The organism is Serratia sp. 25CWL12 (genome assembly GCF_055790885.1).
Genome location: NZ_CM147698.1, coordinates 2,165,038 through 2,177,461 on the forward strand (window position 1 = coordinate 2,165,038; position 12,424 = coordinate 2,177,461).

Consider the following 12,424-nt stretch of genomic DNA (forward strand, 5'->3'; position numbering starts at 1 on the left):
ATGAGGGATGACTAAGAGCCCTTAGCCATTTTACGATGCCGCTGGGCCAATTGACTGTTCTATTCGAGCATGCGGCATAGCTACCGCTCGAATTAATTTTGGTATTCAATATAATTGAAAGCAGTTTCTTGTTTATTTAATCACTGCGTTCATTTACTTATTTTTTTAATTCATTAAAATGAAATGCCGATGTAATAGATGATTTTTATTATTATATTTTTAATATTTAATCATGGAATGATGTTTATAAAGCATCAGCCAATGTGCAAATCATGCCTTTCTCTGGAGAGATTATGTTATTGTATTTTAAGAAAAATATCATTTCCCTATCCCTACTATCTGTCTCAGTATTAGTTTTAAATGCCTGTGATTCAAGCGACCATCACGCAGATACCACCGTTGTTCCAACAATCGGTAGCGGTGAGCTGACACTGGCTGCGACAACCGATCTTCATGCAAATATTCTGAGCTATGACTATTTTAAGCTCAGTGAGGACAAGAGTTTCGGATTTGAGCGAACGGCAACGCTCTTGCGTGAAATTAAAAGTAAATATAGCAATGTTGTGCTATTGGATAACGGCGATACCATTCAGGGCACTACGCTGGCTGACTATCAGGCGCAGGTTAATCCAATCAGCTGTGATGAAAAGCTGGCTATTTACCAAGCGATGGATGAGATAGGTTACGATGCGGCTACTCTGGGTAATCATGAATTCAATTACGGTCTACCTTACCTGGCACAGGTTACCGGTGCAACCTTCAATATCGCGGCACTGCCCCCAGTGAGTGAGCAAAAAAAATGTGTTGGCCCCAACTTTCCGCTGGTCTCATCCAATGTCTGGAGTCAGAAGGACGGTAAGCCACTGTATAAGCCCTATATCATCCTGAATAAAAGCGTGAAAATCTATGACGCGCAGGGTCAGGAAAGTCAGTTACCTATCAAAATAGCCGTGATTGGTTTTACCCCTCCGCCAATAATGAACTGGGACAAGCGCTGGTTGGATGGGCAGATAGGCGTTAGCGGCGTTGTTGAAGCTGCCGAAAAATATGTGCCAATGGCCAAAGCGGAAGGTGCCGATCTGGTTATCGCACTCTCCCACGGCGGATATAGTACCAGTGCTTACTCAGCAGAGATGGAAAACGCCAACTATTATCTGGCGAAAGTCCCTGGGATAGACGCGATCATTATGGGGCATACCCACAATGAATTCCCGCTGGCATCCTGTAGTAGCAGAGACTGTAATGCTCCAGGCGTCGACAGTAAAAATGGTTTTCTGAATGGTGTCCCGGCAGTGATGGCCAGCTATTGGGGCAAGGCGGTAGGCTTGATTCATTTAACCTTACAGCATGATCTATCCGGCTGGAAGGTCGTCAAAGAAAACACCCGCGTTGAATTGGACAAAACGCTATTAGATCCCGCTACAAAAACCTATGTGGATAGCGACCCGTCAATTTCACAAGCGATTCAGACCGTTAATGAAGAGGTAATTGATTACGTCAAAACACCGATTGGACGGAGTGATTTTGATATGACAACCTATTTTGCTGATGTTGGTGAGGTCTCTGCCATTCAGATTGTGAATGCTGCACAAGCTGATTATGTTAAGGCTTATGTCGATCTTAACCTACCTGAATATAACGATATTCCTGTCCTTTCCGTCAGTGCACCATTTAAGGGGGGCTTTTCTGGTGTGGGCGATTTTACGTTAGTTAAAGCGGGAGAGCTGTCTATCTATAACGCCGCCGATCTCTATCTTTATCCGAATACGGTCTACGCGGTGCTGGTCACGGGTGATATTGTCAAAGGTTGGTTGGAAAAATCGGCGGAGCGCTTTAACCAGATTGATCCTGCTGTTGAAGCGGCACAAAACCTGACCACATCATTTCCCAGTTTTAACTTTGATATGTTTACGTCCGATGATTTGAAATATCAAATTGATATCACACAACCGGTCGGCAAGCGGATTGTTGAGCTCACCTATAAAGGGAAAACTATAGATGCCAGCCAGCAATTTATTATTGCCACCAACAATTATCGAGCTACCGGTGGCGGCGGTTTCCCCGGGCTGACGGCGGATCGGATTATTTATGCATCACCGGATAACAACCGCAATGTGCTGATAAATTACATCAAGAACCGGGCCGTCTTGGCACGAGTGCAGGATGGCAATGCGCGTAGCTGGCGTTTTGTTCCTGTATCCACTGCTGGCCCCGTTATTTTCCGCTCTGCTGCAGATAAGCTGGCCTACGCGCAGAGCATTGGTTTGATAAATATCAGTATATACAAAGCGGATGATGGCAACGGTATGAGCCTGTATCAGATTGATTTATTGCATTAATTAAGCGGTTAGTGTGACCTGTTACTGTTGCTTATTAGCGCAAACTTTCCCCGCTACAGCTGGATTTATCCCAGGCTGTAGCGGCGGGAAAGCTCGAGCTAGAATAACAATATCCCCCACTCCTACATGAACCTCTTTCACTATTAAAAATAGACCCAAAAAACATAAAGCAAGGGCAAAAATAGATAAGATATTTAGCTTGTTAGATAAGCCCATCAGAATGGTAGCGTTAATACCAACGCCCCCGAAGAGGCGTTGGTAAAATGGCGTGTTGATTAAACCATGCCAAGATCAATCGAGCAGGTCGGAGTAATCTCCCCGTTGATAATCCGTCAGTTTTTGCCAAGGCAATATCTGCGGGTCATTAAACGGGGTTGCCGTCATGCGTTGGATTGAGGTGCCATGGCTATCACGTTGCTCAATACTCCGGGCATACTGCCCCGCGACATCCCAAGCAACCTGGATAGTACGTTCCCCTTTTTGCAGCAAGTAGTGCTGCACCCCATCCTTCACTCCACCTTGTTTTTCCATGCGGCTTAACGCCTTGGGGTCGATTAGCCAATAGGCCGCAGGCCAGGAACCGCCGTATCCCACATTGCCATAATGGGCCAATTCCACATCAATCACCCGGTGCAGCTCATCTAATATCACCTGTACGCTGACCTTCCCGGTTGCTGCATCGCGCTTTATCAACAAAGGTGCACCTTGAGCTTCACTGTGCGCATGACCCGCATGGGGGGACGCATGATCTTCATGCCCATGTGCTTGGCTGGCACGCAGGTTTTCAGGCAGTTCACGTTCGATCCAAACCTGGTCAGTACGGCGATACATTAAGTCGCTATAGCGGCTATCGCGGATGATACCGTCATGCCCAATTGAGCGGTTTTCATAACTCAACCGCAGGTTAACCGGCGGTGCAGCCGCTAGTGGCTCCTGCTGCGGTTCCGCCGTTGCTGCCAAAGGCAATGCGGTCACCATCAGTAACGTTAGACTGAATACTCTTCGCCAATAACTCATAAACCCGCTGCCTCTTTTACTTTGAAGAAGACTTTAGTGTTGTCCATGGTGCCTTTAAAAATCTGGGAACCGGCACCACCGGCAAAGAGCATCACGTCACCACCGGCATGGGTTTCTGCACCCGGCGTACCCAGGTGGATACCCACTTCCTGCAGGAAATTGTCCTGAGTGGTATCCACGTCAGTCAAATCTTCCCGCTCTGCACCGCGTGCTGGAGCAACCCAAGGGGCCTTGTTATCTTCCGCATTGACCTGGCTACTAGGGCTAGTGTTAGGACGGCCACCGTTACCGAATACCAATGTAGTATAGGGTTTGCCATCTGCCGCTTTGGCTAACTCCCCGTTCTGATAATCGTAAACCTTACCCAAAATCGGGTTACCAATCTTGCCATAGCCATTGAAGGCAATAGAGTGATCATGGTCAGCCGTTACGACGATTAGCGTGTTCTTCAGGCCTGGATCTTTAGCTTCCATAAACGCCAATGCGGTCTTGACCGCTTCATCCATCGCCAAAACATCTTCCAGTGCGCGTTTGGCATTGCTGCCATGCAGAGCATGGTCGATCCGCCCCCCTTCCACCATCAAGAACAGCCCTTTGTCATTACGGCTGAGCACCTCAAGCGCCTTTTCGGTCATTTCCGCCAGACTTGGCTGATCCAGACTCTGATTCACTCGATCTAGCTCGTAAGCCATTTCACTTTGTGCAAACAAGCCCAACAGTTTATCGACAGAGCCGGTATTGAGGTTGCGCAGTTGAGTACCGCTGTCAACATAGGTGTAACCAGCACTCTGCATGTCATTTACCAGATTCTGGTTATCGCTACGCTTGCTACTTGGGTTAACGGACTTGGGCAAATAGTTACGTTGCCCGCCCCCCATCAGCACATCAACACCATCCTCTAACCAACTGTTATAATTGGGGTTACCCGGCACAGATTGTTCTGCGATAGAGTTATAACCACTACGGTTACAGATATGGGCATAGGTCGCTGCTGGTGTTGCGTGCCCCACTCGGGTGGTTGATACCGCCCCCACTGAACGCCCTGCTGCTTTCGAAAGCTCCAGTAACGTTTTGACCCTCTGACCATTATCCGCTTGGCAGGTGCTGTCTTCACCCGAGATATACTGATCACCGGTTGCGGTATAGGCTTGTGTGTCAGCAGACATTGAGATCACCTCATTGTTTGCCTTCACACCGGTCATATAAGCAGCCATCGACGGGGCGCTGTCTGTGGTCTGGGCATCATTAGAATAAGTCTTGATGCGCGCCGCATGACGCAACGATTGCATGGTCAGTTCGGCACGTTCACTGCTGGTCAGTGAGCCCGGTTGAGCCGCCAACTGTTTCTCGCCTTTATAAATACGCGCCGCCGTTACCGTTACTGGCCCCATGCCATCACCCAGGAAAAAGATCACATTTTTGGCTTCATTGGCCGCCTGGGCAGTGCCAGCAGTCAGCGATAACAAACCCAACAGAAATAGCGTACAGCTATTGAATTTACCCACAGATTGCTTTTTTTTCATGATATTGCTCATTCTGAAAAGAGAGGGATTTACGCTTCGCGTGCGAATATTCACTGTAAGTCAATCGCCTGTTTAATCAGGTTAAATATCTGGTCGTTATTCAGCGTTCCGGTGAACTGCTCAGCACCCAGCCCTTGCGCGGCAAGGAAAACATCACCACCACCGTGAGTTTCTGTTTTCAACGGGATCACCGACTCTTGAAGAAAATCGGCACTTTCCAAATCATGCTCATCGATCGGCCCACGGGTTGCCTGATGAGCAGGACCATTACCGAAACCGATGATGGTATAGGGGTTACCGTCCACATCCTTTGAGTTGGCACCACTAACATAATTCTTCACCACACCCAGCACACCGGGTTTACCCGCCTCAGTTTTACCGGTACGTTGTGCATAACCGTTCATTTGCAACGTGTGGTCGTGATCAGCAGTGACTACAATCAAGGTATTCTTCAAACCGGGATCGATCTGTTGCATCTTTTCCAGCGCAGTTTTTATCGCATCGTCAAAGGCCACGGTATCCTGCAAGGCTCGGCGGGCATTGGTGGCATGCAGAGCGTGGTCGATACGGCCACCTTCCACCATCAGGAAAAAGCCCTTATCTTTCGCCACCAACGCGTCGATAGCCTTTCCGGTCATTTCAGCCAGACTCGGCTCTTGCGCTGGGTCGCGGTCCAGGTCATAGGACATATGATCGGGGGTGAAAAGCCCTACCAGCTTGCTGCCATCAATCGGCAGTTGTTCAAACTGCTGTTTATCCGCTGCAAAGTGGTAATTAGCGGCCTGCAATTCAGCAACCAGATTACGCTGATCTTGGCGAGAGCCCCCCGCCGTCGCTGGTGTAAAATTGCGCGTTCCACCGCCGAAAATTACATCAACGCCATCCCCCAGCTTGGCGTTAAACCCAGGGCCACCGGGAACCAACGCAGCGGCAATGGTGTTTTCCGCATCCCGATGGCAGACATGAGAATAGGTCGCTGCAGGGGTAGCATGAGTAATACGTGTGGTGGTAACGACACCCGTGCCATAGTTAGCCGCTTTCATTTTTTCCAACAGCGTCTCAAGCGCATGGCCATTGTCTGGAGGGCAAGTACTGTCATACTTGACCTGATAAGGTTGGCCCTGTGCGTTGGTGGCCTTGGTATCAGGTGACATTGAGATCACTTCGTTATTAGTCTTAACGCCGGTCATATAGGCCGACATGGATGGCGCACTATCGGTAACCTGGGCATCATTTGAGTAGGTATGGACAAACGCCGTCTCCGGCAGAGTATCAATGGTCAAATCACCCTCTTCGCCGACGCTGTAAATACGCGCGGCAGTGAGGGTCGCAATACCCATGCCATCACCCAGAAAAAACAGCACATTTTTAGTGGGTGTTGCTACCGGGGTTTCATTGCTGGTAACGGAATCACTGTCGTTACAACCGGAAACCGCCAAAACCACACCAAGAATCGCCAGGCTGAGCCTATTTCGTTTCATCTAACCTCCCTATTAAAACTTCAGGTGAATATCGTTTTTCGTTAAATCGGCAACGTCTGAAAACGCTGATACTCTGAATAATTCGCTTTGAATATCGTTGGTACCTGCTAACCCACAGGAAAAGCTGAATGACTAGTCGCATTTCGCACCGCTGCCATTTGACGCATGCTAATTACAGACAGATAAATTAGAGGGGATATGTGACAAAAATATGTCACTGGAAGAATAATGGTGCGAATCAACCATTTGGTTAATTATCGCTAATTACCAGAATGCTAATATCAGCTTCACCATCAAACAGGTGTTCCTAATACCGCGACACTTTACGCTTTTGGTAGACGAGAATGGTCAGGAACGCCGACTCCCCTGCCCACCTGTAGCGCGATTGGGTGCAGATAATTAGCCAAAAAACTCAACATCGTCCCCACTTCACCGTCTGCACACATAAGCCATCTAATATGCTTTGCAAGTGAATTTTGTGGAGATAAATGATGTTTTTGAACAAAAGGCTGGGGGTATTCTTTGTTTGTCTATTATGCCTGATGGCCGGCGTGGTCAGCCAAGCCAAGGAACTGCCTAAACTACAAGAAGGGGATATCATTTTCCAGCAATCTCGTTCATCACAAAGTCTGGCCATTCAGCAAGCCACAGGATCCCCCTATAGCCATATGGGGATCATTTTACTGCGTAATGGCAAACCTTATGTTTTCGAGGCTGCGGGTCAGGTTAAATATACCCCGCTAAATGCCTGGATAGCGCGCGGCGAGGGCAAACACTTTGTTATCAAACGGCTGAAAAATGGTGGGCAACCGCTTAGTGAACTACAGCAACTGCGCATCCGCCAACAGGCACAGCAATTTGTTAATCTGCCTTACGATATGCAATTCACTTGGTCAGATAATAAAATGTATTGCTCAGAACTGGTTTGGAAAATTTATGATCGCGCTTTTGGCGTCCAAATCGGCAAGTTGCAAAAGATCAGTGAGTTTCATTTCACGCCCATTGTGCTATTCAAATTATATGATCGCTATGGCAAGCAGATCCCTTGGAACCAACAGGTGATCTCACCGCAAGCGATGTTTGATTCCCCCTTATTAGTCACAGTGATAGATCAATAATCACCGTGATGGCAATCCGCCCCCATCACGGGGGCGGTAGGACGAATACAAATAACGCGGGATCACAAACGTTGATTATGACGAAACTCACTTCATCAAGGTATCAATCGCGGTGACCGTTTCTTTCCAAAATGGTAGCGCAGGGTCCAGCAAGGTAAAGTGATCAGCTAATGGCACAATGACCATGCTTACATCATCCCCTGCTGCGATAGCCTTATCTTGATACAGTGAACTGACGCCGATCGGTACATTGATATCCATATCTCCGTGCACCAAAATCTGTTTTATACCTAAAGGCAGTAACTCAATCGGGGAAACTTTCTTAAGGATGTCAGAAGAGACTGCGGGATCGGCACCAATGAATTGGGTAATTGGCGTCTCCCTGTGTGCGCTGCGGTGGCCTTTATCCAACAACAGCAAGTCACTCACTCCGGCTAAACTGACAACACCAGCAATTTTAGGTTTTAACATACCAAAAGTATTTGATGGCTGCGTAGCGCGAGAAGCCGCCCACAGAGCAAATTGCCCACCGACAGAGTGCCCAACCAGAACAATATTTTTCGGTAAATCATATTGTGCAGAAAGGGTATCAAGGTGATTAATCGCCGCTAAAATATCTTGTGAGGTGGTTTGCCATCCCCCACCTTGCGTCATGCGGCGATATTCAATCGACCATACGGCGTAACCACGGGCAACCAAATCCTGGCTGGCTGGGTCTAAGTAGCTCAGCGTAAATTGTGGCTGATAGTATCCGCCGTGGATCATTACCACCAAGCCTTTGGCCTTATCTTTCGGTAAATACAGCTCACCATATTGATTAGGGTCTTCACCATAGGCGATTTTGGTTTTATCAGCCGCAGTGACATAACCGACTACCATCATTATCAGAATAAAAAATATACCCAGTTTCTTTTTCATCATATTCCCTATGTTTATTGATATAGACAATAATTCAACGAGTTGTTACTCGTTTCCGTCTACCTGCTACAGCAGGTAGTTAAGTATATCCGAGCAAACACCTTTTCTCATGCCACTTGAAAAGTAAAATGCGGGTCGGTCAAGGTAAGTAACGGCCCACAGTAAAATAAAGGAGGGTCTGATAGAGCATTAATCACCGTGATGGCAATCCGCCCCCGTCACAGCGGCATTGCCATAGGGCATCAATACGCTCGTTAAGCACACTGATCAGGCGTCTTGCACCCGCCACTCCACTTCATGCGCTTCATCCAGTTGTGGGACCTCCAGTTTACTCAGCATATGTTCCATCGCCTTAATCGGTACGCTGTGTTGTCGCCCGGCATTTTGTTGTAACCACTGCGCGTAGGGCACCTCCAGATAGACAATTTTTACTCTTGCCCGGTAAGCCACAAACAATTCAACCAGTTGACTACGCAATTGGCGGGTAATATTGGTGGCATTCCAAATAAACGGCTCACCACGGCGTAGCAGCGTTTTTGCCTGCGCCTTGGCTTGCTGAACCACCCAACCGGTGGCTTGTTTATCGCTAGGTGATAGCCGGTGCTGGCGGCGAATATCATCCAGGCTGACGGTAGCAAGCCCCGCCCCATGTTGCGCAATATAACGATCCTTGCCCATCCCCGGTAACGCACATAGCAGCGTCACCTGATTGTCAAATTGCTCATAAGGCACAAAATCAGCACTGGCCTGAGGATGTGTCAGATAATGGTAGCGCTGATAATCACTGGTAAAAGTGCGCGCGGTTCCCCAACACTGCTGCTCTTGGCAAAACAACTCAAACAGTTCGATATTGCTCAATAACGTGGCTTGGTCCACACAAACACGCCCCAGCACATCTGCCCGCGCCAACAGTGCCAATAAACGGGTATCCACGCGTAATGCCGCAGCAAGTAACGCACGTTCGGGTGATGGACGCTCCATTATCCATAACGGCAAGCCATGAAACCGCACCAGCGCGGCAATCTGCTCCCGCAACTCAAATGGCGTGACAACGTCGCGATAAAGAATTGATCGGGTGGTCAATTCCCCCCGCTTGGCATGATTAGGTGATATCACTGAACCATCCGCCTCAATACGGGTGGTACTACGCTTTTCCACATCATGGAGCAGTGCCGCCGCCCACAGCAGTTCCTGTTGCTGTGGTGGCAAAGCATTAAACGCCACAGATTCACTCAGCGCCCCCAAGACCTGCTGGGTATGGATCGCCACATCCCCTTCACTATGATGGTGTGGGTCCTGTGGCACCTGGTGCATATCAGCTACCCAGCGGAACCTTGTCGTTAAGCGGTCCCACTGTTTATCATTAGTCAGGCTCCACATGGTGATCCTCCTGTTGATATTCATACGCCATGCGGGCTCGTTGCCAGTTAACCCGCCAGTGGCGATCGGTTTTCACATGGTTTTTCCGCACGTATTTAAAAACGTGCTGAGAAAACGCCTCAACGGGAAATTCAGCCGCGTTGCGGGTGACAATCCCTTCCATCGAGCACGGTAACCTCGTATGGACATCGTGAGGTGCAAAACAGCCCGGCCCCATCGCCTGTTCCATTACCGCGAGCCGATATTCAGGCTCCGTTTGCCATGGCTTCGCCAAGGTGATCTCGGGCACACAGGGAAAATCAAACAGTGCTGCGTAGAATTTCACTTCCTCCCAACTCAGCCAGCGATCCTGGCAACGCGCAGCAAAGAGGTAAAAACTTTGTTCCAGCCCATGATATTCAATGGAGTGCGTGGCATATAGGTTTTCACCAAATAGTTCGATATCACCCAGATCATGTTTAATCTGCTGCCAACGCTGACGGATGTGCTTAGTCCAGGCAGACACCGTCGGCGTTGCATGCGAGCGAGCAAAAACTCCGTATTGATTCAGGCAGTTGTTTTCACCATCCAGCTTTTCAGTATGTATTAACGAATCAATTAGCTGTAAGTCTTGCCAGTACGCTTTATTAATCCGATCGTCACTGGTGGTCCCCGGTGAGAACGGATAATGATACGTCCGGCCATATTTTCTTTGTATTTCCATCATGTTTCTTCTTATTACTGCTCGCCAACCCGTCACTTAGCGGATTGGCGTAAAATCACGTCCCACGAACACACGAACCGGTGCACCACGGACAATGTGATGATGAACCATCCGCCGTTGAGCGCGTTGTTGCGCCCACTGCTGCTGTTCACTCTGCTCCAGCCGCTGAGCAATCAATAAACAGGCCAGTCGTTTATTGGCATGTTGGCTACGTTCCGACTGCACTTTTACCGTGATCCCACTGGCAAGGTGAGTGGCACGAATCGCCGATTCGGTTTTATTCACATGTTGTCCCCCTGGCCCAGAGGACTTCAACGTTTCAAATTTGATCTCACGCTCCGTTGACAGCGTCAGTGGGGAAAATCGCGCCACACCAATAAACCAGTTTTTTCTGGTTCGTCCGCTGCGCCACGGGCTCTCACAAGTCCATTGCAAGGTACCGCACCATTGCCCTGCCAACTGTTCAGCCGCCGAACCATTAAGGGTAAGCAGCACGGAACGTAATGTCCCGGCTTGGCGGCCCCATTCCCGCTCAATTTCATGCAACTCTACCTGCAAAGCCTGCGCTTCATGGCAGAGTTGTCGCAGCGCCAAGCTCACCGCCAAACAACACTCATCAGGCCCGTGAGCCGCAGAAATCTGTAATAAAATCATTCTGCACCCCCACGGGTTTTGTAGGTGAGCACCGGTTTCAACCGTGCCAGTGGTGTCACCAAACCGGCTTGTTGTAATGCCTCTATCACGCTATCGATCGGCTTATAAGCCTCCGGCGCTTCTTGATAGATTAATTGCCGATCGCGGCAAATTACCCGGCTACCGAAACGGGTTCGCGCCAACTGTTCAGTGGTAAAACGCGCCGATAGACGATCTTTGCACTCAGAGCGCATCCATTTACGCCCAGCGCCATGGGCCAGTGAATACAGGCTGCTCGCAGAGGGTAATGGCTTAACCAGATAGCTGTAATCACCGCGTGAGCCGGGGATCACCACCAGCCCTTCATCCGCCGGCGTCGCCCCTTTACGGTGCAACCAGCCATCCACCCCTTCAACCGTGGCCGGAGCCAGCAGGTTATGGTGAACATCCAGCAGACAATCACCGGTGGTGCGTAAACGTTGCAGTATCCGCTGGGCGATGATTTGCCGGTTAGTCACCGCGAAATCCAATGCCTGTTGATGCTGCTGCAAATAAAGCCGCGCTTCTTCACTTCCCTCCAGCAACCCATGGTGGCCATAAGCGGTAATATGTTGTGCCAGTACCGCTTGCCCTAACCCCCGTGAACCACTGTGCACCAGCAGTAATAAGCGCTTTTTATCCACGCCGATAGCGGGTTGATAAATTTCATCAACCTGCAACAGTTCAGCGAAATGATTACCGCCACCAATCGTCCCTAACGCATGGCGATAAGGTGCCAATTCCGGCGCTATATTCTGCGATAACGCCTGTTGCCAAGGGCCATCAATATTCCCCAGTTTTTTTTCCAGTTTATCCGGGGAGTGTTTAATCACCGCTAAATCGGTTTGCCATAACGACATACCGCATCCGATATCATTACCGATTAAAGCCGGATAAAAACGGTGTTGTGAAAAGAAAGCGGCACCTACCGGATAACCGCGCCCAGGGTGAAGATCTGGCATACCGACCACACGTAACATATTCGGAAGTTTAGCGGTGGTTTCAAGTTGTTGGATTGCATTACCTTCAATCCAGGTCTGTGGCGCAGCAATCACTGAAACCTGTGCCACAACAGAGCGTATAATATTGCCCATAACTAATCCTGATGATTAATTTCGTTCTCCCACGCTGATTTTAGTTGCAGGTAATCACTCATTTTATTGAGTACTGCAACATGCAGAGCATGGGTTAATTAGAATATGGCAGGCCAAGGCCTTGGCAATATCTGAACGACTCTGTTAAAGACGGGAAATTATGCCTGAGGGTTGGGCCT

Annotated in this window: 10 protein-coding genes; 2 read left to right on the forward strand and 8 right to left on the reverse strand. The window is 49.0% G+C overall.

The features are described 5' to 3' along the window. The first annotated feature begins 293 nt into the window (after positions 1–293). The gene (locus ACX9GV_RS09480; protein ID WP_473197862.1) at positions 294–2,339 is read left to right on the forward strand and encodes a bifunctional 2',3'-cyclic-nucleotide 2'-phosphodiesterase/3'-nucleotidase; all 2,046 of its coding nucleotides are present in this window, start codon (positions 294–296) and stop codon (positions 2,337–2,339) included. A 291-nt stretch (positions 2,340–2,630) separates the two neighbouring features. On the opposite strand, the gene ACX9GV_RS09485 is transcribed toward ACX9GV_RS09480, so the two are convergent. From ACX9GV_RS09485 to ACX9GV_RS09495, 3 genes are read right to left on the reverse strand one after another with little or no spacing between them, the layout of a single operon-like run. Then, positions 2,631–3,356, reverse strand: coding sequence for a hypothetical protein (locus tag ACX9GV_RS09485; protein ID WP_473197863.1), 726 nt, complete (start codon positions 3,354–3,356; stop codon positions 2,631–2,633). Then, positions 3,353–4,879 (reverse strand): alkaline phosphatase, encoded by a 1,527-nt coding sequence (locus tag ACX9GV_RS09490; protein ID WP_473197864.1) that lies wholly within the window; start codon positions 4,877–4,879, stop codon positions 3,353–3,355. Before ACX9GV_RS09490 ends, ACX9GV_RS09485 begins: the two co-directional genes overlap by 4 nt. Positions 4,880–4,929: 50 nt before the next feature. Further along, positions 4,930–6,360, reverse strand: coding sequence for an alkaline phosphatase (locus tag ACX9GV_RS09495; RefSeq protein ID WP_473197865.1), 1,431 nt, complete (start codon positions 6,358–6,360; stop codon positions 4,930–4,932). Between the two features lie 488 nt (positions 6,361–6,848). Between ACX9GV_RS09495 and ACX9GV_RS09500 the strand changes: the two genes are divergently transcribed. Then, positions 6,849–7,478 carry a YiiX family permuted papain-like enzyme gene (locus tag ACX9GV_RS09500; RefSeq protein ID WP_473197866.1) on the forward strand — a complete coding sequence of 210 codons (630 nt, stop codon included), beginning with the start codon at positions 6,849–6,851 and terminating at the stop codon, positions 7,476–7,478. An 87-nt stretch (positions 7,479–7,565) separates the two neighbouring features. Here the strand turns inward: ACX9GV_RS09500 and ACX9GV_RS09505 are convergent, their stop codons facing one another. The 5 genes from ACX9GV_RS09505 to ACX9GV_RS09525 all read right to left on the reverse strand — a co-directional run bounded on the left by ACX9GV_RS09505 (position 7,566) and on the right by ACX9GV_RS09525 (position 12,245). Then, positions 7,566–8,399 carry an alpha/beta hydrolase family protein gene (locus ACX9GV_RS09505; protein ID WP_473197867.1) on the reverse strand — a complete coding sequence of 278 codons (834 nt, stop codon included), beginning with the start codon at positions 8,397–8,399 and terminating at the stop codon, positions 7,566–7,568. A gap of 264 nt (positions 8,400–8,663) precedes the next feature. Continuing rightward, positions 8,664–9,776, reverse strand: coding sequence for an AAA family ATPase (locus ACX9GV_RS09510; protein ID WP_473197868.1), 1,113 nt, complete (start codon positions 9,774–9,776; stop codon positions 8,664–8,666). After that, positions 9,760–10,479 carry an RNA ligase family protein gene (locus tag ACX9GV_RS09515; protein ID WP_473198013.1) on the reverse strand — a complete coding sequence of 240 codons (720 nt, stop codon included), beginning with the start codon at positions 10,477–10,479 and terminating at the stop codon, positions 9,760–9,762. Before ACX9GV_RS09515 ends, ACX9GV_RS09510 begins: the two co-directional genes overlap by 17 nt. A 36-nt stretch (positions 10,480–10,515) precedes the next feature. Continuing rightward, positions 10,516–11,133, reverse strand: coding sequence for a peptide chain release factor H (gene prfH, locus ACX9GV_RS09520; RefSeq protein WP_473197869.1), 618 nt, complete (start codon positions 11,131–11,133; stop codon positions 10,516–10,518). Then, positions 11,130–12,245: an RNA ligase RtcB family protein gene (locus ACX9GV_RS09525; RefSeq protein WP_473197870.1), complete on the reverse strand. Its 1,116-nt coding sequence runs from the start codon at positions 12,243–12,245 to the stop codon at positions 11,130–11,132. The genes prfH and ACX9GV_RS09525 overlap by 4 nt, the downstream gene beginning before the upstream one ends. Positions 12,246–12,424 lie beyond the last annotated feature (179 nt).